Below are 25,623 nucleotides of genomic sequence, written 5' to 3'. Positions count from 1 at the left end.
TTACTTATTCAAAACTTTTACTGTTCACCTCCGTTGCTCCTGAATTCTTAAGAGCCCCTTTAATTATTTCCAAATCAACAGCAGCATTATTGGCGATATCTATGGCCATAACGTGCTTGTCATCAGTACTTCTTAAGTCAAAGATTCTTGGTTGTCCCCAGGGTTTAAGATTACTACTAACCATAAATACGGTGACCATACCAAAAGCGGCAACAAGAACGGTTAACTCGAAAGAAACAGGAATGAAATCAGGGAAAGCGGCATGATCCTTACCCCCAATAATCATTGGCCAATCAAATTTCATCATATAAAACTGCATGGTCAATGCCAAGGTAGTACCTAATAATCCGAATAAAAATGCAGCAATAGGTAATCGGCTTCTTTTATAGCCAAGTTCTTCTTCTAATCCATGAACCGGATATGGAGAAAATACCTCGTGTATTTTGATTCCTGCAGCTCTTATCTCTCTGACAGCATTCTTAAGAATGTCCTCATCATCAAAGATCCCCAGGATAAAGTTTTTGTCTCTTTCCATGATTATTTAATTATTTTTTCAGATGAAGATTTCAATACAGATTTGATTTCAGCCATGTTTATTACCGGGAAGAATTTAGCGAATAATAAGAAAGCTGTAAAAAAGAAACCAAAGGTAAATAGATAAATTCCTACATCAGTTATGGTCGGATAGAACATAACCCAAGAAGAAGGAAGAAAATCTCTGTGAAGGGAGGTAACGATAATAACGAATCTTTCAAACCACATTCCAATGTTTACAATAAGAGAAAGGATAAAAGTTGCTACAATGGAAGTTCTAATTTTCTTGAACCAGAACAATTGTGGGGAAATTACATTACAGGTCATCATGGACCAGTAAGCCCACCAATAAGGACCAAACATCCTATTCACAAAAGCATATTGTTCTGCAGCTACACCTGAATACCAAGCGATAAAGAACTCTGTGATATAGGCAATACCTACGATGGAACCTGTAATGATGATTACAATATTCATCAATTCAATATGCCCCATAGTGATATAATCCTCAAGTTTAAAAACTTTTCGCGTGACAATCATCAAGGTCAATACCATTGCAAAACCTGAGAAAATCGCACCTGCTACGAAATAAGGAGGGAAGATTGTGGTGTGCCATCCGGGAATTACCGAAGTGGCAAAGTCAAAGGATACGATCGTATGTACCGAAAGTACAAGGGGTGTAGCCAAACCTGCCAAAATCAATGAAACACTTTCATACCTCATCCAAGCTTTGGCACCACCGTCCCATCCGAAACTCAAGGCTCCGTAAATGGTGTTTCGAATACCTGTTGCCCGGTCTCTAATGGTAGCAAAATCAGGAATCAATCCGATGTACCAGAATACCAAGGATACAGAAAAGTATGTAGAGATGGCAAAAACATCCCATAGTAAAGGGGAGTTAAAGTTAACCCACAAAGAACCATATGTATTGGGAAGAGGAAGAGCCCAAATTGCACCAATCCAAGGTCTACCCATGTGTATCAAAGGGAAAACTGCCGCACAAATAACAGCAAAAATTGTCATGGCTTCCGCCGCTCGGTTAATGGATGTTCTCCATTTCTGCCTGAAAAGCAATAATACTGCGGATATAAGTGTACCTGCGTGACCAATACCTACCCACCAAACGAAGTTGGTAATATCCCAGGCCCAGCCTACAGTTTTATTAAGTCCCCACATTCCTATTCCTTCCCACAGTGTAGCTACAAGTGCTAAACTGCCGAGCAAAAGTACAGTCAAGGATACTGCCAATCCCAGAAGCCAACCTTTGGTTGGTTTACCTTCTACATGCCTGGCAATATCATTGGTGACGTCCTTGTAAGTCTTACCGCCGGTAATAAGCGGATCGCGTACGGGTGAAGTAACCTGCATATCTTATCGTTTTATTTTTTTAAGCTTCGTTTTTGTCCTTATTTCTGATCTTGGTAAAATACCAAACATTAGGGCTGACATTGATTTCCTCTAACACATGGTATGCTCTTTCCTCATTTACTTCTTTCAAAGCACTAGTGGAATTTTCTTCGACTTTAAGCATCTTAGAAACTTTAGATTGGGAATCATTCATGTCACCAAAAACAAGGGCTTCAGTAGGACAAGCTACTGCGCAGGCAACATTCACATCACCGTCTTTAATTTTCCTTCCTTCGCGTTTAGCAGTTAATTTACCTGCCTGAATACGTTGTACACACATGGAACATTTCTCCATTACCCCTCTTGCTCTTACAGTCACATCAGGGTTGAGTACCATTTTACCCAAATCGTCATTCTGAGGAGTATTTACTCCTGCAAAATCTTTATTGTCATGGTATTTAAACCAATTGAATCTTCTTACTTTATAAGGACAGTTGTTGGCACAATACCTGGTCCCAATACAACGGTTGTAAGTCATTTGGTTAAGCCCTTCTGAACTGTGTGTAGTAGCTACCACAGGACATACAGTTTCACAAGGTGCATTGTTACAATGCTGACACATCATTGGTTGGAAGGTAACTTCCGGATTGTCAGCTGCCTGCTCAAGTTCAGCATTTGAAGTAGCTCCTTCAGGAGAGCTATAGTACCTGTCAATTCTAATCCAGGCCATTTCTCTTCTGTTCAATACTTCTTCTTTACCAACAACAGCCACATTGTTCTCTACCTGACAAGCCACGGTACAAGCCGCACAACCTATACAAGAGTTCATGTCAATGGCCAAGCCCCAGTGGTGCTGACTGTATTTGTGGCCAGACCACAATGAGATTTTGCTAGGCTTAACAAATTCCCCGTCTTTATAAATTTCCGGGTGATACCTGCCTGCGCTGGCATCTTCTTTATATTCACCCAAAGTAGCTTCCTGCACAACGAAATCCCTACCCATATAGGTTTGGTGCGTTTGTGTTTGCGCTATTCTGTAACTTTCACCGGTAAGACTTACACTTACTCCTTCAGTGATATGGTATTCAACAAATCCTTTGTTGGCATTAATAAGTGCATAAGCATTGACACCAATGCCGTCTGCTACTCTACCTGCAGCAGTCCTTCCATAACCTAAAGCCAATCCAAAAGTACCATTGGCCTGTCCGGGTTGTACCAAAACAGGAACGGTGAAGGTCTGACCATTGGCAGAAACAGTTGCCAACTTAGTGGCACCTTCATCCATTTTAAGACCATTTTCATTGGCCCATTTTTGGGATACGGTTAAGTAATTGTCCCAAGTAGCTTTTGAAATTGGGTCGGGCATCTCCTGCAACCATGGGTTGTTGGCAAATGCTCCTGAGCCAATACCTACTTTGGTATAAACCACCAATTCACTACCTGAACCCTGAGCCTGGTAAGCTTTGCCAATGGCTGCTGCTGCTGCAGCAACATCTCCTACTGCTTCCAACGAGGAAGCTTCATCTTCTTCAGAAGATTCAGCGATATAAACTCCATCATATAAGCATTTATCCCAGAAGGATTGAAAGTCTCCTTCCATTCCGCTTTCAGCGAAAGTAGCCTCCCATTCTCCTCTTACGAAATCATAGTATGAAGTCGTGTTGCCGGCCCATTTTAAAAAGCTTTCAGGAGCTTGGCGGGTACTGAACAAAGGAGAAATAACCGGCTGTGCCAAGCTATAAACTCCTTTTTTAGGATTGAAGTCATTCCAAGATTCCAAATAATAATGGTCCGGAGCAAGATACTGAACCAGAGATGCCGTCTCGTCTTTAACTTCCGAAGTAGAAACAGACACCTTGGCCTTGGCTATACCGGCAGCAATGGCTTGCCCACCTCCAAAGTCATAAACCGGGTTACAGTTGTAAAAAATCACTCCTCCAACTTTTCCGGCATTTAATTCTTTAACAAACTGATTCATTCTACTGTCATCTCCTTTTCGGAAATAAGCAGGATTTTCGAAATCCACAGTTTTATTGTTATTCTCTAAAAGCTCATTGATTGCATGCACAACCACTTGAACATTGGGATCATTGGATCCGGAAACAACAAGTGATTTGCCTTTGTTGGCCCACAATTCGTTGGCTGCTTTCGATAGATTGTTTAATTCTAAATTGCTTCCACCGGCAGTGCTAACCCCGGCCTTTTTGGCAATAAGGTTGTACAAAGCCAAAACTGCAAGACCACTTTGAGAAGCAGTGATCGGTGTACGGTAATCCGCGTTAGAGCCTGCAAGTGATAAGGTAGACTCAAACTGATAATGCCTGGACATATTAGGATTTTCTTTCGAAATTTTCCTTCCTTGTGCATATTGTCTGGCAAATTCAATTGGAGAAATCCATGAACCTAAAAAATCAGCGCCAAAACTGACAATTACATTGGCCTTATCAAAATTATAAGATGGAAGCACACTGCTTCCATAATAAGTTTCACTTGCTTTGGTGATACCATAATTGGAAATTGGGTCATAAGTAATGACTTCAACATCTCCCATTTGGTCAGCGAATACTTTTATCGCCCTGTTTGTGCTTGGAGATAAAATGGTATTGCTAATGATTTTTATTGTTCCTGCACTTTTCAATTTGCCGGCTAACTCACCATCTAAAGCAGCCCAGTCAGCGGTTTTCCCTCCAATTTGAGGAGCCCTTAATCTGGCCTCATCATATAGAGATAAAACAGAGCCTTCTACTATGGCATTGGTACCTCCTTTGGTGATTGGTGACAATTCATTGCCATCAATTTTAATCGGTCTACCTTCTCTGGTTTTAACTACCACCGAAGCGTAGTCTCCACCTTTGCTGAAAGTAGATGCGTAATAATTAGGAACAGAAGGATTGATATCAACAGGTTTGTTTACGTATGGAATGGCTTTCCTTACCGGAGCTTCACAAGCTGCTAAGGAGGCTGCCGCCACACTAAAACCCATCATTTTTAGAAAGTCTCTTCTAGTGGAGCTTCCATCTTCTTTTTGATTGCTTTTTGAAGTAAAGCCGGGAAATTCCTGATCAGCATTTTTTACAAACTCGGGATCGTTTGTCAGCTGTTCTAACCCTTTCCAATATGTCTTTTTATTTTCTTTCATTTTATATTAAAGAAAAGAATGTTCGTAAAGATTTAATAGTGACACTTTGCACATTCCAAACCGCCAATGTCTTTGACTTTCAAAGCATCTTTGGATTCTGAATGCAATTGCACGAGTTTATCGTAATACTCATTGCCCTGAGTGGTTATTTCCGTATTTCTATGGCAATCTATACACCAACCCATGGTCAATGCACTGTGCTGAGAAACAACTTCCATTTCCTCTATAGGACCATGACAAGTTTGACATTCAATTCCTCCAACAGCTACGTGCTGGGAGTGATTGAAATAAGCCAAATCAGGAAGGTTATGTACCCTTACCCATTCAATAGGTTGATTATTATCTACTGCATCGTATATTTTTGCAATTTCTGGAGAAACGCCCTCTTTGCCTTCCACATTTTGAATGTGCATGTGACAGTTCATACAAATATTTGCAGATGGAATATTTGCAGATTTCCCAATCTCTACACCTGTATGGCAATATTGACAAGGGATTTCGTATTGTCCGGCATGAAGTTCGTGAGAGTAGGCAATCGGCTGACTTGGGGCATAGCCTTGTTGCACGCCTACCGTGTACAATCCGTTTATAGCAGTTTTGACAACGAAAGCGAGCACAATCGTCGTTACAATGATAATCATGCCATCACTTTTAAAAATGCCCTTGTAGTCCGTCTTTTGGTTGATAAATTCTTTATCGTCCTTATCCAGATTTTCGTTTTTGTTCATGTACTTGGTCAATACTGAAACAATAAGTCCCAACACAACCAATACCAAAACAAGTACGACTACAAGCACTACCAAGATTATGGTAAGGTATTCATTTGGAATTCCTCCACCAGTACCTGTCGCCACTCCATCCTCGCCTGCTGCTCCGGCTTCGGCGGCAGCAGGATCTGCCTTGTCACCATACTCAACATAAGCAAGCAAATTCGTTAGGTCATCGTCACTCAAAAAATCATGAGAAGGCATAACCGTGTTATTGAATTCCTTAAAAAGAGCTACTGCATCAGCATCTCCTCCTTGAATCAATACCTGAGAGTTGATAATAAATTGTTTTACCCAGTCCAACTCCCGCCTATCGGTAACCCCTCTAAGCGCCGGACCGACCAATTTCTGATCGAGTCTATGGCAGGTTTTACAGTTGGCATTAAAAATGGACTGACCCGCGGATATAGCTTCTTCGCTATCCGGAATTTCAGGGTCCACCGCATATGCCTGAATTCCTGAAAATAGGAATATCAGAACCAACAGTTGGCATACGCGAATTGAAACCCCTAATATTGAGCGTTTGATCGACATAGTTATGTATACTTTTTTCAGATTTTCTCAGTGCAATTCAAATTCCCCACAAATGTACTACCCAACTTCTATTTTTCAAACTTGAACTTTTTGGCGCATTAATCCATAGCAAAAACTAAATATACTATTTAAAACCCTCTATTACAGCTTTTTACAAAGCTTCACCTGAAGCAAAATTTAATTTAGAACCGTTATAAATAGACTCATTTTTCAATATTTTAAAAATTCTTGTTGAACACATCTACAAACAATTCGTTACAAACGGATTTTATCTTCAAAATATAGATTCATTCATTTATAATTTTTCGCAAATAGATTTGAAAAGCCAATTTTTAATTCCTAAGTTTGCGCTTCGATATTAAAAATGGTCGAGTGGCCGAGTGGCTAGGCAGAGGTCTGCAAAACCTTGTACAGCGGTTCGAATCCGCTCTCGACCTCCAAAGACATCCTTCCAAAAGGGTGTCTTTTTTATTGATTATTGTTTGATAGTAATCTCTCTGCCTTACTTCGCAAACCCCTCTCTTTTCTACTAAGAATTTCTTTAAAAATATATCCTCCAGGCAAGCTGATAACATTCTAGTAGTATTTGAATGACAGTAGTAAATATTCAGCAAATATCGAAAAATCGAATGGTCTCCTACTGAAATTATTATGCCCCAATCAGAGATACTATCCATCTGATCAACTGTGTGTTACTTCCTATTTTATTTGCTACCTATCAAAAATTAACCGAAATAATTTAAGGCTAACAGCCCCGCTCAAAAGAATCCTAGTAACATTCATTTTTTTTCATAATCAGTCCAAAAATAGTAAGAGACGAAACTATTTTTTTCACCAATACTACCTATCATTAATAGTAATGAAACGCTTCAATGTTTTAGCCGTTTGAAAACCTTGAAGCCTTTCAAAAGATTGAGAAAGTGGTGCGTAAAATACCGTGGTGGGGAAAACTAATCTCCCATTCTTAGCTCCTAAAATTTTTGCTAAAGCATGATAACCTCCCGAGATACCCGGCTTGTATTTTCTTCCTAGAAAAATTAGTTCCTCTCTTGATTCAGCATTTATTTTTATACAATAAAATTTCTTTGAAAGCGAAGCCGCTAAGGATGGTTTTTGAAAAGTAATATTTTCCTGCATTTTACAGTATTTGCACCAATCAGTATGAATAAAAATCATAATTGGCTTGGGGTTTGACCGCAAACTATCCTTAAGATTTTCGAGGGAAGTCCATGAAATTGTTTGTCCATTTACTTTCCCTATACTACAAATCAGGCAAAGAGTCGTCGATATGATAAGTATTAATTTCATTAATCAAGGGTAAATCTTAGCCCCAAAAATCCTCTACGCCCCTGATTCGGTGCGTACACATAGGATGGATCAAAGGTCAGGGCATAGGGATTTCCTTCTGATGGGACCACTTGCCCGTCGGATCCAAATACCACATTTCTGTCAAAGGGATCGAAAGATCTAGCAATGCTATTTGCCGCAGGGGTAAAGTCAAGAAGGTTTTTAACCCCACCATACACTTCCCATTTGGTACCTAACTTTTTGCTGAGTTGAAAATTTTGCAAACTGAACCAAGGGGAAAAGGCGTCTCGATTATCTAGCTCTCCGAGTAAAGGTAAACGCATGGGCCCATATAAATTTCCTGTGTAATCCACCGTTAAACCTAAGGAAGGAAAAGTATACCCCACACTCCAAACTCCGCTAAATCTTTCTGTTAATAATTGCCTATAGGTTTCACCATTTTCTGTAACGGACACATCCATTAAGGTACCACCGGCAACAATATTCAAGCCATTGACTAAAGACATTTCCACGTTCAATGAAATCCCCTTGGAAACTGCAGAGCCGTCTAAGTTTCCATAGATGATCTTGTTGGGATCGGTTTCATAATCCGGAAAAATGGCATTATTAAAATAGGTGTAAAATGCAGAGGCATCAAGACCAATAAAAACTTGGCTTGCTGTATAAATTTTCTTCACCAGGTTCAAATTGGCATTCCAAGAGGTTTCCGGAGCAAGTTCACCGTCAAATACCACCTCTCTCGCGCCTGTTAACGCAGCATGATCTTCAGTAAAAACATTGGCCACCCGGTACCCATTACCAATACTCATTCGAATTACATCATTTTTACTTTTTGAGGTCCACTTATAGTTTAACCTAGGAGTAGCAATACTCCCATGCAAGCTATTGTAATCATACCTCATCCCAAATAATAATTTATGTGAAGCATTAATGGTTATTTCGTCCTGAATAAAAATGCCCGGTAGATGGGTAATGGAAGGTTCATTCATCCCATTTTCCGTGGCCGTGGCGGGTGTATTGTCATCATAATAAGTGTAGCGGTATGCCAATCCAAGCAAAAAGTCATGTTGGTCTACAGGCTTATTCCATGTAAATTGCCCAAAACCAATGTATTGATCAGCTATATAAGGCATGTCTCCATATACTGAATTTTGATTATGACCATTGGCACTGAACTGAAAATTTATTAACTCCTCTACCGGTAATTCATACAGCCCAAACATCTCCCACCGATTGGTATAAATGCTTTCACCATAGATCTCATCTCCTCCACGGTATTCCGAAGACCAATCCATCTCTCCACCCCAACGGTCTTCATACACATAACGGCCGGCAACAGAGAAATTCTTTCCTGATCCTCTATTGAAATTAAACTTGTTGAAGAATGAAAGTCTATGCTGTAATGTTACATCCGTAAAACCATCTTCATTATTATCTATTGGATTTTGATAATTAAAATAATTCAAACCAAAAAGTCCCTGGGTATTTTCAGAAAGATTGTATTTTAGCCCAAAGTCAGTATTAATATCTCCCCAATCAGTACTAAAAATATCAGCAGTTAATAAAGGCGCTGTAGATGGTTTCTTGGTTATGACGTTGATCAAACCACCCACAGCCTCAGACCCATACAGCGTAGAGGCAGGGCCTTTGACCACTTCCACCCTTTCTATCAAGGCCTGCGGTATGCCTGTTAATCCATATACTGTAGAAAGGCCACTTACAATAGGCATCCCATCAATCAAAACCATGGTATAAGGGCCTTCAAGCCCATTGATATGAATATCACCTGTGTTGCAGACATTACAATTGATCTGAGGCCTAACACCATTCACGTTTTGAAGAGATTCAAAAACAGACGGGGTAGGATTGGCACGGAAAAAATTGGCAGAGTAAACTTCAACAGGTACCGGACTTTCGAGTTTTGAAACTTCTTTCATTGTCCCTGAAACAACCACCTCCCCTAAGGCTGAAGCTGTTTCCTTTAATGTAAATAAAAAAGGGATGCTGGATTGATCATTGACTACTTCAATTCTAATCTGTTGGGTCTCAAAACCAATCAAAGAAGCGGTTAACAAATGCTTCCCGGGAGGCACATTGCGAATAGTAAAAGCCCCCCCTTCATTTGTTACTCCGCCCAAAGAAATCTTCCTGATTCCCACATTGGCAAACTCCAATGGTACACCTGATTCGTCCATCACTTTCCCTGAGATCACTCCATTCCCCTGTCCTTTTGCCGGAGCATAGCAGAAGGAAACTGTAATAATTATCAAAAAGGCAGTGTATTTTATTAGATTCATGTTATCCCTATTTATATACCCGTAAAATTAATAAGTTAGATTGATCTAACAAATATTTTTATCCGTTATTTACATTTTTTTTACCTAACTAAAACATTGGTGTCAAAGTTTATAAAGTATAGGATTATAAAACCCTCGTATAGAGGAACATAGCACAGGTAAAAACCAAGTAAACAATACAAAATTAGCCCATGCAGATAGCGATATTTGCCCATTTGAAGGATAACCGTAAAAGATTTGAGAAAGTCATTCAGTTTCAATACGCTGAATCAAACTTTATTAACTACCTAAAAAAGAAAACAGGGACTATTAATTCCGGCCCTCAATGTGGATTAAAAATAAAGTATCATCTATTGCAGACAGAGATTATAGCCTGGTAAAGGCATTGAATAGCTTTTTAAAGCATTTGGTTGCAAATAAAAATATAATCCGGAAAACTAAGGTTGAGAAAGGCTCAACACCGTAACTCGAAAAAATAAAAAAGCACTAACCCTTTCGAGTTAGTGCTTTAGTTGTATTAAATAAGGGTTAATTATTTTTTACCCTGATCCATTTTTTCTTTCAATGCAGACAAGGCATCCAAATCTCCAAGAGTAGATTTCTCTGCTCCTGCTCCACCGTCAGTACTACCGGCAGCTTTCTTCTTAGGGCTGCTGGCTTTCTTCGCACTGGCTTTAGGCAAGGCTTCTTCTTTGAAAGTAGCTGTATGAGAAAGCACAATTCGTTTGTCATCTTTAGAAAACTCAATCACAGCGAAGTCAAGGCTTTCACCTGCTTCAGCTTGGCTTCCGTCTTCTTTCTCAAGATTTTTGGAAGTAGCAAATCCTTCAAGACCATATGGTAGCTCTAGAACTGCGCCTTTATCATTCTTAGAGATGATGGAACATTTATGCTTAGACCCGATTGGGAACACATTCTCGAAAGTATCCCAAGGATTTTCTTCCAATTGTTTATGTCCTAGTGCCAATCTTCTGCTATCAAGGTCTAGTTCCAATACGATAACATCTAATTCATCACTAACTTTCACAAATTCTGAGGGATGCTTAATCTTTTTAGTCCAAGACAAATCAGATACGTGAACCAATCCATCAATACCTTCTTCAAGTTCTAAGAACAGACCGAAGTTGGTAAGGTTTCTAACAATACCTTTGTGTTTGGTACCGATAGCGTATTTGGTAGACATTTCTTGTTTGGTCCAAGGATCTTCGGTAAGTTGCTTGATACCCAAAGACATCTTACGCTCATCTTTATCAAGAGTAAGGACTACAGCTTCGATCTCATCACCAACTTTCACAAAGTCAGCAGGATTTCTTAGGTGCTGAGACCAAGACATTTCAGAAACGTGGATCAAACCTTCAACGCCAGGAGCCAACTCTAGGAATGCACCATAATCAGCAACGTTTACGATTTTACCTTTAACTTTAGATCCAACTTCAAGCGTAGCAGAAAGAGAATCCCAAGGATGTGCAGTCAATTGCTTCATACCCAAAGAAATTCTTTTCTTATCATCATCAAAGTCAAGTACAACAACCTGAACTTTGTCGTCAAGGTTAAGCACTTCTTCCGGATGATTGATACGTCCCCAAGAAATATCTGTAATGTGAAGCAATCCATCTACACCACCCAAATCGATGAACACACCGAAATTGGTCATGTTTTTGATAATTCCTTCCAATACTTGACCTTTTTCAAGGTTGTTAAGGATTTCAGCTTTTTGTTTCTCAAGATCTTTCTCGATCAATACTTTATGAGAAACAACTACGTTATCATTGGCGTGATTAATTTTAACCACTTTCACTTCCATTTTCTTACCTACATAGATATCAAAATCTCTGATAGGTTTAACATCGATTTGAGATCCTGGTAAGAAAGCCTCTACACCATAAATATCTACGATCAATCCACCTTTGGTTCTTCTCTTAACCAAACCTTCGATCACATTGTCTTGCTCCAATGCTTCTTCGATGGTTTGCCAAGCTTTTACCATCTTGGCTTTCTTACGGGAAAGTACCAACTGTCCCAATGCATTCTCCTGCTCTTCGATGAACAATTCTACTTCATCACCGATTTTCAAGCCCTCAATGTCACGGAATTCATTCAGTGGAACAAGTCCGTCAGATTTAAAACCAATATTGATGATTACATCCTTATCATTGATACCTACTACAGTACCGGTGATCACTTCTTTTTCTGTAATCTCAGTAAGGGTATTGTCATAAAGGTTTTCCATCTCAGCTCTCTCAGCCTCAGTGTAACCTTCTCCAAAACCCTTGGTTTCAAATTTTTCCCAGTTAAAATCTTCTTGATTTGACATAATAATATATAACCTTGATTTTCAACAGCCTTAAGGTCATCTGGCTGAGGTTTTTATTAATGATTCCCTCGCAAAAGAAGGCCCATTCACCCGAATGGATTGCAAATTTACGAATTATTTTAGGATTAGAAACTGTATACCAACAAAATATCAATTCAAGACTTACTCCCTTCGCGCTTTATCAAACCTCTTTTATGGCTAAAAAAGGAATCCACTCTGCCGCATGCCGCTCCGCATATTCAGCAAGATAATAAGATAAATTTGGTTTGAAAGGGAAGGTTGCTAGTGGCATCCCAGCTTCTTCAGGTGTCTTGTTTCCTTTAACAGTGTTGCAGCGATGGCAGGCGGTAATAAGGTTTTTCCAAGAAGTTTTACCTCCCTTGCTCTTCGGCACCACATGGTCCAAAGTCAAGTCTTTCCCAGACCCACAATACTGACAGGTATATTTATCCCGCTTAAAAAGATTATTTCTGTTCAGCAAAACACCTTTGTATGGGATGTTTTTATAGTGATTGAGCCGAATAACTGCAGGGTAATCAAAAATATGGTCTACCGTCCTTATTTGAAGGTAATCGTACTTTACCAGCAAAGTGGCTTTATCGAGGTAAGTTAACACAAAGCCTTTATGTACATTGACTACCCCTACCGGTGAATGATCTAAGTTCAGGACAAGCACTTTTTTTTCTGATATCTCCTTCATCAATCTACTAGTTTTTTTACGGTTAGCAATTGAATACTGTCTTTAGGGCGATTATTGATTGTGTTCCATTTTTTTGGATCAAAAGTCCCGAACCTTACTTTTTCTTTGACCCAAAGTAATGCACCTTCTCCAATATATAGACCCGCTTGAAATGGAATGCCTCGCTGTGTGCCAAAAATTATAACATCTCCAATATCTATTTCAGAAATACGCTCCTTTTTTTCTACATTGTCCTGAGCGTTCAATTCATTTGGGAAAACAATGCCGCCGATTTTAAAAAGCAAATTTAACCAGGAGGGAGCATTTAATCCAAAAAAACTTCTGCCTCCAGAAAGGTAAGGCACATGTAAAAAACCCAAAGCTATCCTTTTAACTTCCATCCTATTGGCTTTCCTTTCATAAGGCCTACTTTTTCCCTTAAACTTTATAGAATCTTCCCATTCAAAGATCTCATTCTGTCCGGCATGTAGCTGACTGCCGGGTAATAAAAACATGGTATTGTCTTTCAGCTTGATTTCTCCTATCCCTTCGGAGACAATTTGTCGGGGAGATTTTGCAAAAAATTCGAAAGCTTCTTTTGTAAGGGGATGGTGTTGGGAGGTCAGAATCCAACCTGAGCCAATGGATTCTAAACCCTCTATTTTTAACCATTGTCCGTCTTCACCCACCTGAACAACTTCATACAACTCACCAAAAAGTATTTGGGTACTTAATCCGGCATCGCTCACAGGTTTCGTATAAACACTGAGGAGCGAAAGCCTACAGATACCGAAAGTAGAATTAGAATGCCATTCTTTGAAGGTCTCGTTTTGCATCTTTTTCTTTTAGTGAATGTCTTTTGTCATGCACTTTTTTACCCTTACCTAGGGCCACCTCTATCTTTGCCAGCCCTTTGTCATTAATAAATACCCTAACCGGCACTATGGTAAGTCCTTTTTCTGCAAATTTGTTTTGCAGTTTTTTCAACTCTTGTTTTTGTAGCAATAGCTTTCGTTCCCTGACCGGGTCATGATTAAAATGAGCTGCCAGCGTGTACGGAGCTATGTGCATTTGCTTAATAAACAATTCATTGTTTCGGAAATAACAATAGGCCTCCGTAAGAGAGACCTTACCCTCTCGAATTGACTTAATTTCAGTCCCTTTTAGCACAAGCCCTGCTTTGTATTTATCTATAAATTCAAACTCAAAGCTTGCCTTCCTGTTTTTGATATTTATTATTTTCTCGAATTTATTCTTTTTAGCCATGATTTCCAATTTTCAATTTTGCCAATGGACTGACGTTCAAATCTGTAAACATACCGGCCTGATACTTATAATGCGCCGCCATGGCCACCATGGCCGCATTGTCTGTACAATATTCCAATTTGGGAAGGTAGACATTCCAACGGTATTTTTTTGCGGCCTCAGCAATTGTATACCTTAGTCCCGAATTGGCTGAAACTCCTCCTGCAATGGCCACTTCTTTTATCCCTTGCTTTTTGGTAGCCTTAACCAGTTTCTGCATCAACATTTTTATCAATGTATACTGTACAGAAGCACAGATATCCTCCAAATTATTCGCAATAAAGTCCGGATCCTTTTTAATGTTTTCCTTTAAGAAATAAAGCACAGCAGTTTTTATGCCACTAAAGGAAAAAGAAAGCCCTTTCATCTCTGATACCGGAAAAGGATAAGCCAATGGATCACCTTTGGCCGCCAATTTATCCAGATGTGGACCGCCGGGATAGGGTAACCCTAAAATTTTAGCAATTTTATCAAAAGCTTCTCCCACTGCATCGTCCTTGGTTTCTCCCAATACCTCCATGGTTAATGCAGTCTTAACCAACACCAGTTGGCTGTGCCCTCCACTAACAGTTAAACAGATAAAGGGGAAGGAGGGTTTTGGTGCATCAATAAAATGGGCCAACACATGGGCTTCCATATGGTTCACTTCAATAATCGGCTTATCCAATGCATAGGCAAAAGACTTGGCAAAAGAAACACCTACCAATAATGCTCCCATCAAACCGGGACCGCGGGTAAAAGCAATGGCATCTAATTCAGTTTTAGCAATTCCGGCAGATTTTAATGCTTCAGCCACCACCGGTATAAGATGCTGCTGATGTGCTCTAGAGGCCAATTCCGGTACAACGCCACCATATTTCTCATGTACAGATTGCGTGGCGACAATATTATTAAGTATTTTGCCATCAGAAATCACTGATGCTGACGTTTCATCACAAGAGGATTCTATTGCTAATATATTACTACTCATTTCGTGCCTGTTGGAAAATAAATCGAAAGTTAAGGAAATTTTGCTGAACGCCCTTAGAAGGACGTTTAGGATCATGAGCTATATGCTTATATTCCTACTTACCATTACTTTATTGTTACAGATTCCTGTATTGCAGACTTATCTTGCCGGTTTCTTTACCAATTATATCAGCAAAGAAACAGGCTATGAAACAGAAATCGGCCGGGTAAACATCAGATGGTGGGATGCCATCAGTTTGCAGGAAGTATCCATTATGGACTTGCAAGACAGTTTGATGATGGATCTTGAGGAAGTTTATATCGACTTTTCTATTAAAGGTTTGATGGATACAGAACAACCGGGATTTGATGAAATAAATCTAAAAAATGGGAATGTAAGAATCCTAACCCATGCAGATGGGCAAGGATTAAATATTTCCGTATTTCTTTCCCGCCTTCGGGCTATTTTCTTGCCAAAAAAGGAAAAAAACAACCTCAAGGCATCCACATTTACCATTGGCTATATTTCGCTAATGGAAACTTCTCTGGATATTGTAGATTACACCCTCCCTCCCTTTGATGTTAAATTTGATTACAGCGACCTTCAGTTCAGGGACCTGGTAGCCTCTGCAACAGACTTTTATGTCAGAAGGGATACCGTGGCATTTGACCTTAAGCACATGAAAGGTGTTGAGACCAATTCAGGTATGATTTTCCAACAGCTACAAACCAATTTCACCTACTCCAATACTGGGATGGAATTCAAAGACCTCTATCTCAAGTCTAACCAAACTGAAATAAAAAACTACCTTAAATTCGAGTATGACTCTCCTACAGATTTGCGTGATTTTAACCATAAGATAGAAATTTCAGCAGCATTAGATGAGGCCATCCTAGACATTAGAGATCTTGGTTATTTTTCTGATAATATACCCTCCATAGACGACAGGCTTTCGCTAAGTGGAGAAGTAAATGGAAGGGTTGATTCCATTTATTCAGACGAGTTACTCCTGAGATTTGGAGACAAGAGTGCATTGTTTGGAAAATTCAATATTGAGGGCTTACCAACGGTCTCCAAAACTTATTTTGAACTTTCTCTAATCAACTCCACTGTTAGCCCTGACGACCTCTCCCCATATGCCACACCTCAAGCCAGAAGGGAGTTAAATAAATTCGGTATCATTCGTTTCAATTCTGATTTTGAGGGCCAACTTGATAATTTTATGGCACAAGGTAATTTTCGGACCGAAATTGGGAGGCTTGATGGAACACTTAACTACTTACAACAAAACAAAACACCTACTTATGAAGGGCAATTAGAGGCCACAAATTTGGATTTAGGCGTATTAATGGAAGATCCTGAAAACTTTCAAAAAACAAGTTTTAAAGGGCAAATCAAGGGCTCAGGTTTTAGTGTAGCTACAGCCATAATTGAAATGGATGCTAATTTTAGCAAATTAGGTATCAACCAGTATGATTTTCAAAATATTAGCACAAAAGCTACATTTGCAAAAGACCTGTTTGCCGGAAAAATGACCGTAAATGATCCAAATCTGGTAATGGATGTAGATGGTATGCTAGACCTTCGAAATGATAAAGACTCAGCAAACCTGGTACTGGACTTGGACACGGCATTTTTAAATGAAATAAATATTATCAATCAAGCCATCTTTCTGAGTGGTAATTTTGAGTTGGACACCAAAGGGGTTAGCCTAGATGACGTTGAAGGTGTAGCTCGATTTAGAGATGTGCTGGTCAGCTATGACGGTCGCGACTTATTTTTGGATTATTTCCTTTTCCAATCTCTTTTTACAGACAATTCCAGAGTAATTTCCCTTAACTCGGATCTGCTGGTGGCAGGGATCAGTGGCAATTTCAAGGTCAAACAATTGGGAGAAGACTTAAAACAATTATGGGAAGATTATCAGGCCATATTAACCAATAATTATTCCGAGGATAATAACATAACCTCGCCTACTGAAACCCCATATCAAATTGATATCTCTCTTGATCTTAGGGATGCAAACCCAATTTTAAATTTGATCGACCCTATGCTCTTTATTTCCAACAATACGCTGGTGGAAGGGGCCTTTTATCAGACAGATCAAAATACGGTGTTTAACTTTTTTAGTGGTATTGACACCATTTACTATGGTAATAATTATTTTATCGATAATAACATTGATTTAAATACTGCCAAATACAAAAACAGTAACGAAGTATTGGCCTCTTTTTATGTATTGTCAAAAGAAATTCAACTCAATTCAGGCTTTAATTTTCAAAATCTATCTGCAGAAACCATATGGAACCAGTCCAAGTTGGACATGACATTCTATTTGGATCAACTTCTCACTGAAAGTTATTTTGATATAGAAGCAGAAGTCAACCTTTCTCCTGACAGCACCCTAATTAAATTCTCTCCATCAGAAATAAAATTACTTAATGATTATTGGCAGTTTGAGAAAGGCAACAGCATAAGTCTTAAGGCAGGTGAAACTCAATTTGACAAACTTAAAATATTTCATGGAAATGAATACATAGCCGCAAATGGCAAAATCAATCATAAGCCAGAAGATAAAATGGAGATTGGCATTAATGAATTGAACCTTGATTTTCTAAATTCTTTTGGGCTCAGAGAATATGAAGGCATCGCCAACGGCCTGGTCCACCTTGAAGAAGGCTGGAACAAAAAAGGCATGAAGGGCAACTTATCGATTAGAGACATTTACATCAATAAATTTCTGGTAGGAGAAATTGAAGCCAGTGCCTATTACGACGATGATGCCATTAACCTTAACATTCAAAATATTCGCGAAGGACAAAAAATCATTGAGCTCTCGGGAGACATGGGTAATGAAGAAAGGAAAATGGCATTGAATGCCCAATTCACCGATGCCCGCTTATCTGTCATTGAACCATTTGTCGCAGACTACCTCACCAATATCGACGGAAAGCTCAATGGCAACCTTACTGTAGGAGGAAGCATTACCCGACCAATTGTTGAAGGGCTTGGAGAACTTGAAGGAGCCACTTTTAGGTTCAACTACCTCAACACCACTTACCTTGTAGATGGAAATATTATTTTTGAACCCAACGACATTAGTTTCAGAGGCTTGGAGTTGCGTGATGTCAATAACAATGTTGCCGGTCTGAGAGGAGGAATTGTTCATGACAATTTCGATAACTTTATACTGGATCTTACCGCTCAAATAAACAACTTTCAGGTAATGAACACCAGTTCTTCAGACAATGACTTATTCTTTGGGACAGCTTTTGCTACCGGCGACATCAATGTATTCGGAGCAGCTAATAATCTGGACCTTACAGCCAATGCCAGTTCAAATGCCAACACTAAAATATATATTCCTATTGGGGAATCCAATGGGCAAGCCCAAGAAGATTTTATAAACATCATTAACCTGAGAGATACCTCCAACCACTTGGAGTTTGAAGAAACTGTTGAAAAGCTAAGCATTAACAACCTCCGGATGAATCTGAACTTGGACATAACTCCGGATGCCTATATTGAGATTCAAATTGACCCAAAAACAGGAGAAAATATTCAGGGTCGTGGCAGAGGTATATTCAATATGGACATTGATACTCAAGGAAACTTTACCATGACAGGCAATTATGAAATAGTAGATGCTTTATATAACTTTAGCTTGTACAATGTGATCAACAAAAAGTTTGTTATTGAGCCGGGAGGAATCATCAATTGGTATGGAGATCCTTATGCCGGAGTGATGGATATCTCTGCCGTTTACGAGGAGAGCGTGTCCCTAACTTCACTTCAAACGACTACTACCAGCTCCACCTTGGAAAACAGCCAGATAAAAAGGCGCTTTCCTGTAAAAGTCATCATGGACCTTGAAGGAGAGCTATTGTCTCCGGATATAGGCTTTGACTTTGATTTTTCGGAATTCCCTGAAGACAGTGAATTGCAAACCACTATCTCTGCTTTCAAAAACAGAATCGCCAATGATGAACAAGAAAAAAACAGGCAGGTATTTTCATTGATTATGCTTCGTAGGTTTTCTCCTGAGGGTCAATTCAATAGTGCAGGAATAGGTTTCTCTAATCTCAGTCAACTTATTTCATCCCAACTAAATAACCTTATTGCCCAAGTGGACGAAAATCTTGAAATCGATTTTGACTTGCTCACTTTGGATGAATCCGCTCTGGAATCCTTCCAACTAAGGGTAGCCTATACCTTCTTTGATGGCCGATTAAGAGTGACCCGAGATGGTGGATTTACAGACCTGCAAGGTAAGGCTGACCTTAATACCATAGCAGGAGACTGGCAGGCTGAATACCTTCTGACAGAAAATGGACAGTATCGCGTAAGGATTTATAACCGAAACAATTTCAATACCCTCACAGCTTTAAATATAAACAACCGCGCCCCCAATACTTATGGGGTATCCCTTTCACAAAACCTCTTGTTCAGCTCTTTAAAGGAACTTTTTCAAAACTTTAAAAGAAATAAAAAAAACTTATACATCAATGATTCTGACGAATACCTTAGGGGAGAGTTTGACATCAACCTTGAAGAAGTGGCGCCTGATTTATTTAAGCCTGACCCAAGGGAAGCACCTTCAGTAATCAATATTATCGACAAGGAAAACCCTTAAGTAATCCAAACAATTTGGCTAGGATTTGATTAATGTACTATGGATAAAGTTACACTATTTTGGTTTAGAAGAGACCTTAGGCTTTTAGATAATATTGGTCTCTATACGGCTTATGAAAACGAAAAAAACGTTTTGCCTCTTTTTATTTTTGATGAAAATATCCTTGACAAACTTGAAAACAAGAATGATGCTCGGGTGCAATTCATCCATGAACAGGTTAGTAAACTTTACAACAACCTAAAAGATTATGACAGCTCAATGCTGGTAAAGAAAGGGAAACCCCTTGCCATTTTTGAAGCATTGACAAAAGTTTACACCATCCAAAATGTATACACCAATCGGGATTACGAGCCTTACGCCCGAGATAGAGATGAGAAGGTTGAGCAATTTTTAGCAAAAAAAGACATTCCATTTTATGATTTTAAGGATCAGGTGATCTTTGAAAAAGATGAGATTACCAACAATTCAGGCAGTTATTACAAGGTTTTTACTCCCTACAGCAAAAGCTGGCTACAAAAATTAAAGCAAAACAACTTAACACCTGTGGATTTGGATGGAAGAAAAAAATCCTTTTACAAAACCCAACCACTTCCACTGCCCAGCCTAAAAGAGCTAGGCTTTGAGAAAAGCAAAATTTGTATTCCTCCCCTAGAGATTGATAAAAAATTGATTCGTACTTATGATAAAAATCGGGATTTTCCTGCAATTCAAGGTACAAGTAGGCTGGGAATTCACCTGCGCTTTGGGACAATTAGTATCCGACGTTTAGTAAACGAAGCTCTAGAGTTAAATGACACTTACCTCAACGAATTAATTTGGCGGGAATTTTACATGATGATCCTCTACCATAATCCTGCAGTAGTTGATACGTCTTTTAAGGAAAAATACGACAGGGTCCGGTGGGATAACGATGAGGAATTATTCAAAAAATGGTGTGAAGGAAAAACAGGCTATCCCATGGTAGATGCCGGCATGCGTGAACTCAATGCCACCGGATACATGCACAACAGAGTAAGAATGCTTACGGCCAGCTTTCTAACCAAGCACCTATTGATAGATTGGCGATGGGGAGAAGCCTATTTTGCAAGCAAACTTCTAGATTATGAATTGGCTTCCAACAATGGTGGTTGGCAATGGGCCGCTGGCACAGGTACAGACGCTCAACCCTACTTTCGGGTTTTCAATCCGGAATCTCAAATGAAAAAGTTTGACAAGGATAAAAAATACGTTAAAAAATGGATTCCGGAATATGGTACATCAGCATATCCAGACCCGATTGTAGCTCACAAGCAAGCAAGAGAAAGGGCGCTGGAGACCTACAAAAGAGCCTTAGATGCAGAATAGTGAAAGGATAATAAAATTTTAGTCACGGATACTATTCTTTGATGAGGTGCTGGTCGAATCCCAGCTTAACCAATTGTTCGAATGCCCGCCAAACTTCCTGTGGAATCGCTTGTTCTATTTGAAAACCAAGCTTTGGATATTCCTTGATCCTTTGCAAATCTCCCACCATAGACTGGATCACAATGGCCATTGAAATTTCTTCATTGGGATAGTTATCAAAACTGATATTAGGGCTTGTAACTGCAACAGATTTTTCCGGCCAATTCTTTTTAAAGGTGGCATAGGACCTTCTTTCCATATAGGGTTTTTGGACGACGATAAATCGATGAAAGTCAAGTCCTTTTTCTTTAAGGATTTTTTGAGTAAACTGGATGTTTTCTCCAGTATTGGTAGACTTGTTCTCTACGATAATTTTGGATTCGGCCACCCCCATATTCAATGCGATTTTAGCAAATTTATCTGCCTCGGTCTCCTCCCAAACGCCAAGCGTAAAATTCCCTAAGCCACCTGAAAGTATTAAATAGTCAGCCATGCCTCCCAGCCATAATTGTGCTCCGCGCTCCGCCACTCTAATGTCATGACTACCTAAAACAAAAATGGCATCGGCTTTATTTAAGCCATGGTTTACTTGATGATAATCCCAAAGGACCTTCGCCATAGTTTTTATTTCCGGGGTTATTTCAGGTTGTATTTTATCTTGCATCTGTTTGAAATTTTTAATTCTTAGAAACTATTTGGAAGGTTGATTTTACCACTGAACCCACCAAATTACCTTTAATTTTCAAAAATGATATATTTTTCAGCTAATTTTAAAAATCCGGACGATAATTGTTAAATTGATGGCTTAAAATCACACTAACAACATCATGATATCAAGAAGGAAATTAATCAAGCGTCTGGCTTCTCTACCTATTTTGGGAGGGGTGGCAGGAAGTGGAACTTTATTGGCTGAATCTTTACCATCTGCTACAGAAGCTGTGGCGAAAAGGGATTTAATTAAAGAGTTAGGCTTAAGAACATTTATCAATGCGGCCGGAAATTACACTTCCATGACGGCATCATTAATGCCACCTGAAGTTATGGAGACCATTAATGTGGCCTCTAAGAAATATGTTTTGCTAAACGATGTCCAAGACAGGGTTGGAGAAAGAATTGCCAAACTTTGTCATGCAGAAGGCGCGATGGTTACGGCGGGATGCTGGTCTGCCTTGGTTTTAGGTATGGCAGGCGTATTAACGGGAAAAGATGCCAAAAAAGCGGCAAAACTACCTTTTCTGGAAGGCACCGGAATGAAATCGGAGGTTATCCTTCAGAAAAGCCATGCCAATGGATACCACCATGCACTTACAAACACCGGCGTTAAGCTGATATTTATTGAGACGAAAGAAGAATTAGAAGCAGCCATTAACGAAAAAACTGCCATGATGTGGTTTTTAAATCGTGAGGCTCCTGTAGGGAAAATAAAACATGAAGAATGGGTAGCAATCGCTAAAAAGCACGGCATTCCTACCATGAATGACATTGCAGCGGATGTCCCTCCGGTTGAAAATTTATGGAGATTCAATGATATGGGTTTTGACTTGGTAGCCATATCCGGAGGAAAAGCCATGGCCGGACCGCAAAGTGCAGGTATTTTGATGGGGAAAAAACACCTGATTGAAGCAGCCAGAATTAGTGCCCCACCTAGAGGCGGAAATATTGGTCGTGGACAAAAAGTTAATAAAGAGGAGATCTTGGGCATGTACATGGCTTTGGAAACTTTCATCAATAGAGACCATGATAAAATCTGGGAAACCTGGGAAAACAGGGTTGATTTGATTGATGGAGCCATTGCCGGCATCCCGGGGATTAGCACCGAAGTGGTCATTCCTGAGGTTGCCAATCACAACCCATCCCTTAAAATTTCTTGGGAAGGTACTCAGCATGACTTTTCTGCCAAGGACCTTGGGGCTGATCTTAGAGATGGAGATCCTTCCATAGAAACCATTGATTGGGAAGAACCAAAAAGCTTAAGGCTAACCGTTTTTATGTTGGAAAAAGGACAAGACAAAATTGTTGCTAAAAAGTTAAAAAATGCTTTAACTAAAAGAACTGCCTAAATAAAAAGCTACCCCTTGCAGAGTTTCTTGGAAGCACCGAATGGATCCGGCCGCATTAGTTATTTAACTAACCGCGCCGGATTTATTTTTTCCAGTTTATAAAATCAAGGGCTAAAATTGCCTTCAATAAGGTCCAAACCGACTGTGTTATAAAATTCAAATTAAATATAGGTAAAATCCAAAAGCGAGCAGTTTTTCTTCTTCAGGGTAAGCCGAATCAAATAAAAGAGCGCAAACATTCATAGTTTTTTACTGTAGCCGATGGTTTCTGATATTCTATATTTATTATTGTAAGATTTTCTATGGTGAAGTTACCCCAAATACAAAGAGGAAAAATATACATCCTCCTGGCTGTCCTTTCTTGGATGGGTTTGCTATTGGTCAATTTGATCAGGGTATTTGGGGAAATCAACCAAATGGAAGGGGTCATTAGCAAAGAAATCACATGGGTCCTGGAAATTCTATTTTTTATATGGCTGTACATCTATTTCAATGATTCGATTAAGAAAAATGAAAACCGAAATTTTATTGATTTTATTTGGAGACCTGCCTCTACAGGTTTAATTGCTACAGGCACTTCTTTTCTCATTATTTTCTTTTATTATCTCTTAGGAGATTCCAGGCTATCGAAAGATCTCCTTCTGATGAATTTCTTCTACCATGTGAATTTCGCCGTGGTTTCCATTTTTCTAATATCCACAACCTTAAGTTGGAAGCACCTTATTCTTTATCAAAAAAGCAAGGCCATTGTGCAGCAATGGCAAGCTTATGAGGTGATTTTGCTGATCAGTATGTTTTTTGTATTGATCAGCCAAGCTAGTTTTAATTATGGTTTCATGTTTGGGTTGATCTTTTTGATCATCTATGGCGCCATACTTTCCATCAATTTAAAGTGGATACCATATTTAACCTTCAGGGAAAAATGGAAATCTATTCTATTTATGGTAATTATCATTGCCTGTACCCTATACCTTTTCTTCCGTTTGGTTTCCTATACCCAACAAAACATCCATTTTGTTAACCTATCTGAAAACCTCTTTCTACTGGGACTTTTTGTGTTTGTGCTATTGTACGCCATATTTAGCTTATTGGTAACATTGTTTAACCTACCAACATCTTCAGTATTTGAACAAAAACTTACTGAGGCCATAAGTTTCCAAAAGCTTAGCCAATCCATTAAGCCGGGAGAAAATGAAGAGCAGGTTTTGGATATACTGATGGACAGCTGCATGAGTGCAGCCTATGTAGATGCAGGATGGCTGGAATTGCACCCTACTGAACCGGAAGAATCATCCATAATCCAGTTACAAAAATTTATTAGCAATAGCGAAAGGCAGGAAGTTTTGGAATTTTTAAGAAAAGTAGAGCCCTTCGCCTCTTATCTAACCAAACAATCTACGATAAAAAAGGAATACTTATATGGGCAAATCTCCCATGAAACCTACAAATCGGTATTGGTACTTTCTGTATCGGCAAATAAGAAATCCCTTGGAAACATTTTTCTATTAAAGGAAGTCAAGGATGGCTTTAACAAAGAAATGATTAATATTATCACCACCTTTGTTGGCCAAACTTCCATTTCCATAGAAAATCACAGGTTACTTAATGAGGCCATCAAAAATGAGCGATACAGAGAAGAACTGGAAATTGCTCAAAGGGTACAAAGAAGTCTACTTCCTTCAGAATTACATCACAACAATAGTTTTGAAATTGATGGTTTTTCTGCGGCCGCCGATGAAGTGGGGGGAGACTATTATGAGACCTTTCGCTTTGATAATGAAAACTTTGCATTAATTATTGGAGATGTTTCAGGGAAAGGAACTTCTGCTGCATTCAATATGTCGCAAATGAAAGGTGTGTTTCACAGTCTGGTACAATTAAATTTCTCACCAAAAAAGTTTTTATCCAAAGCCAATAGTGCATTGAACCGTTGCTTGGAAAAAAACAACTTTATTACGACTACGTATTACACCATCAACACTGCTTTAAAAGAAATTCATTTTGCCCGGGCCGGACATTGTCCTACCCTGTTTTATTCCCAGAGCTTAGGCTGCTCTCGATTCCTAAATATCAAAGGAATGGGGCTTGGAATCGTTAGAAATGAAGGATATGAAAACTACTTGGAAGAGGGCTATTTAGAGTACCATCCGGGAGATGTTATGGTAATGTACACCGATGGAATAGTGGAAGCCAAAAATCAAGAAAACCAAGAATTTGGATACGATAAATTAAGGCTTTTATTGGATCATTATAAGGCCTTATCGGCAAAGGAGATAAAAAGTAAGATCGTAGATGAAGTTTATGATTTCGTAGGTAGAGAGACCCTGCCGGATGACGATTATTCCATTTTGGTCATCAAATTTAATGCATAAAC

At 39.2% G+C, this 25,623-nt stretch carries 16 protein-coding genes and 1 tRNA gene; 5 read left to right on the top strand and 12 right to left on the bottom strand.

The window, feature by feature from the left end:
• Positions 1–4: 4 nt before the first annotated feature.
• The 4 genes from ACYVHJ_RS21030 to ACYVHJ_RS21015 are packed head-to-tail and all read right to left on the bottom strand — an operon-like array spanning position 5 to position 6,321.
• On the bottom strand, positions 5–535 hold the full coding sequence (locus ACYVHJ_RS21030; RefSeq protein WP_014020319.1) for a DUF3341 domain-containing protein: 531 nt from the start codon (positions 533–535) through the stop codon (positions 5–7).
• 2 nt (positions 536–537) lie between these two features.
• Positions 538–1,902 (bottom strand): NrfD/PsrC family molybdoenzyme membrane anchor subunit, encoded by a 1,365-nt coding sequence (gene nrfD, locus ACYVHJ_RS21025; protein ID WP_460518903.1) that lies wholly within the window; start codon positions 1,900–1,902, stop codon positions 538–540.
• Positions 1,903–1,921: 19 nt separating this feature from the next.
• Positions 1,922–5,020, bottom strand: coding sequence for a Fe-S-cluster-containing hydrogenase (locus ACYVHJ_RS21020; RefSeq protein ID WP_460518900.1), 3,099 nt, complete (start codon positions 5,018–5,020; stop codon positions 1,922–1,924).
• Positions 5,021–5,052: 32 nt separating this feature from the next.
• On the bottom strand, positions 5,053–6,321 hold the full coding sequence (locus tag ACYVHJ_RS21015; protein WP_460518897.1) for a c-type cytochrome: 1,269 nt from the start codon (positions 6,319–6,321) through the stop codon (positions 5,053–5,055).
• Between the two features lie 366 nt (positions 6,322–6,687).
• Here ACYVHJ_RS21015 and ACYVHJ_RS21010 point away from each other — a divergent pair.
• Positions 6,688–6,761 (top strand) — tRNA-Cys (locus tag ACYVHJ_RS21010).
• Between the two features lie 400 nt (positions 6,762–7,161).
• Here ACYVHJ_RS21010 and ACYVHJ_RS21005 read toward each other — a convergent pair.
• From ACYVHJ_RS21005 to tsaD, 7 genes are all read right to left on the bottom strand, one after another.
• On the bottom strand, positions 7,162–7,629 hold the full coding sequence (locus tag ACYVHJ_RS21005; RefSeq protein WP_460518894.1) for a thioredoxin family protein: 468 nt from the start codon (positions 7,627–7,629) through the stop codon (positions 7,162–7,164).
• The gene (locus ACYVHJ_RS21000) at positions 7,629–9,926 is read right to left on the bottom strand and encodes a TonB-dependent receptor (protein WP_460518891.1); all 2,298 of its coding nucleotides are present in this window, start codon (positions 9,924–9,926) and stop codon (positions 7,629–7,631) included. The genes ACYVHJ_RS21005 and ACYVHJ_RS21000 overlap by 1 nt, the downstream gene beginning before the upstream one ends.
• A gap of 532 nt (positions 9,927–10,458) precedes the next feature.
• Positions 10,459–12,240, bottom strand: a complete 1,782-nt coding sequence (gene rpsA / locus ACYVHJ_RS20995; RefSeq protein ID WP_339905600.1) for a 30S ribosomal protein S1 — start codon at positions 12,238–12,240, stop codon at positions 10,459–10,461.
• A gap of 181 nt (positions 12,241–12,421) precedes the next feature.
• Positions 12,422–12,940, bottom strand: a complete 519-nt coding sequence (locus ACYVHJ_RS20990) for an HNH endonuclease (protein WP_339903113.1) — start codon at positions 12,938–12,940, stop codon at positions 12,422–12,424.
• Entirely contained in the window at positions 12,940–13,755 is an 816-nt protein-coding gene (locus ACYVHJ_RS20985; RefSeq protein WP_339903112.1) for an NlpC/P60 family protein, read from the bottom strand. The genes ACYVHJ_RS20990 and ACYVHJ_RS20985 overlap by 1 nt, the downstream gene beginning before the upstream one ends.
• Positions 13,721–14,185, bottom strand: a complete 465-nt coding sequence (smpB, locus tag ACYVHJ_RS20980) for an SsrA-binding protein (protein ID WP_460518885.1) — start codon at positions 14,183–14,185, stop codon at positions 13,721–13,723. The genes ACYVHJ_RS20985 and smpB overlap by 35 nt, the downstream gene beginning before the upstream one ends.
• Positions 14,178–15,194 (bottom strand): tRNA (adenosine(37)-N6)-threonylcarbamoyltransferase complex transferase subunit TsaD, encoded by a 1,017-nt coding sequence (gene tsaD, locus ACYVHJ_RS20975; protein ID WP_460518882.1) that lies wholly within the window; start codon positions 15,192–15,194, stop codon positions 14,178–14,180. Before tsaD ends, smpB begins: the two co-directional genes overlap by 8 nt.
• Before the next feature lie 73 nt (positions 15,195–15,267).
• Here tsaD and ACYVHJ_RS20970 point away from each other — a divergent pair, with 73 nt between their 5' ends.
• Positions 15,268–19,806, top strand: a complete 4,539-nt coding sequence (locus ACYVHJ_RS20970) for a translocation/assembly module TamB domain-containing protein (RefSeq protein ID WP_460518880.1) — start codon at positions 15,268–15,270, stop codon at positions 19,804–19,806.
• A gap of 39 nt (positions 19,807–19,845) precedes the next feature.
• Positions 19,846–21,150 (top strand): cryptochrome/photolyase family protein, encoded by a 1,305-nt coding sequence (locus ACYVHJ_RS20965; protein WP_460518877.1) that lies wholly within the window; start codon positions 19,846–19,848, stop codon positions 21,148–21,150.
• Positions 21,151–21,181: 31 nt separating this feature from the next.
• Here the strand turns inward: ACYVHJ_RS20965 and ACYVHJ_RS20960 are convergent, their stop codons facing one another.
• Complete coding sequence (locus tag ACYVHJ_RS20960) at positions 21,182–21,853, bottom strand: YdcF family protein (protein WP_339903107.1); 672 nt, start codon at positions 21,851–21,853, stop codon at positions 21,182–21,184.
• A gap of 163 nt (positions 21,854–22,016) precedes the next feature.
• Between ACYVHJ_RS20960 and ACYVHJ_RS20955 the strand changes: the two genes are divergently transcribed.
• A complete protein-coding gene (locus ACYVHJ_RS20955; RefSeq protein WP_460518874.1) occupies positions 22,017–23,249 on the top strand; it encodes an aminotransferase class V-fold PLP-dependent enzyme in 1,233 nt (410 codons plus the stop codon).
• Between the two features lie 302 nt (positions 23,250–23,551).
• The gene (locus ACYVHJ_RS20950; RefSeq protein ID WP_460518871.1) at positions 23,552–25,621 is read left to right on the top strand and encodes a GAF domain-containing SpoIIE family protein phosphatase; all 2,070 of its coding nucleotides are present in this window, start codon (positions 23,552–23,554) and stop codon (positions 25,619–25,621) included.
• The last annotated feature ends 2 nt before the right edge of the window (positions 25,622–25,623 follow it).

This window comes from Cyclobacterium sediminis (assembly GCF_054781075.1).
Note: the sequence above shows the minus strand (reverse complement) of the source record. Positions and strands in the feature narration are given on the sequence as shown.

Excerpts from the sequence above, each read along its gene's own strand:
- ACYVHJ_RS21030 (WP_014020319.1), bottom strand. The coding sequence starts at position 535 with ATGGAAAGAGACAAAAACTTTATCCTGGGGATCTTTGATGATGAGGAC.
- nrfD (WP_460518903.1), bottom strand. The coding sequence starts at position 1,902 with ATGCAGGTTACTTCACCCGTACGCGATCCGCTTATTACCGGCGGTAAG.
- ACYVHJ_RS21020 (WP_460518900.1), bottom strand. The coding sequence starts at position 5,020 with ATGAAAGAAAATAAAAAGACATATTGGAAAGGGTTAGAACAGCTGACA.
- ACYVHJ_RS21015 (WP_460518897.1), bottom strand. The coding sequence starts at position 6,321 with ATGTCGATCAAACGCTCAATATTAGGGGTTTCAATTCGCGTATGCCAA.
- ACYVHJ_RS21005 (WP_460518894.1), bottom strand. The coding sequence starts at position 7,629 with ATGAAATTAATACTTATCATATCGACGACTCTTTGCCTGATTTGTAGT.
- ACYVHJ_RS21000 (WP_460518891.1), bottom strand. The coding sequence starts at position 9,926 with ATGAATCTAATAAAATACACTGCCTTTTTGATAATTATTACAGTTTCC.
- rpsA (WP_339905600.1), bottom strand. The coding sequence starts at position 12,240 with ATGTCAAATCAAGAAGATTTTAACTGGGAAAAATTTGAAACCAAGGGT.
- ACYVHJ_RS20990 (WP_339903113.1), bottom strand. The coding sequence starts at position 12,940 with ATGAAGGAGATATCAGAAAAAAAAGTGCTTGTCCTGAACTTAGATCAT.
- ACYVHJ_RS20985 (WP_339903112.1), bottom strand. The coding sequence starts at position 13,755 with ATGCAAAACGAGACCTTCAAAGAATGGCATTCTAATTCTACTTTCGGT.
- smpB (WP_460518885.1), bottom strand. The coding sequence starts at position 14,185 with ATGGCTAAAAAGAATAAATTCGAGAAAATAATAAATATCAAAAACAGG.
- tsaD (WP_460518882.1), bottom strand. The coding sequence starts at position 15,194 with ATGAGTAGTAATATATTAGCAATAGAATCCTCTTGTGATGAAACGTCA.
- ACYVHJ_RS20970 (WP_460518880.1), top strand. The coding sequence starts at position 15,268 with ATGAGCTATATGCTTATATTCCTACTTACCATTACTTTATTGTTACAG.
- ACYVHJ_RS20965 (WP_460518877.1), top strand. The coding sequence starts at position 19,846 with ATGGATAAAGTTACACTATTTTGGTTTAGAAGAGACCTTAGGCTTTTA.
- ACYVHJ_RS20960 (WP_339903107.1), bottom strand. The coding sequence starts at position 21,853 with ATGCAAGATAAAATACAACCTGAAATAACCCCGGAAATAAAAACTATG.
- ACYVHJ_RS20955 (WP_460518874.1), top strand. The coding sequence starts at position 22,017 with ATGATATCAAGAAGGAAATTAATCAAGCGTCTGGCTTCTCTACCTATT.
- ACYVHJ_RS20950 (WP_460518871.1), top strand. The coding sequence starts at position 23,552 with ATGGTGAAGTTACCCCAAATACAAAGAGGAAAAATATACATCCTCCTG.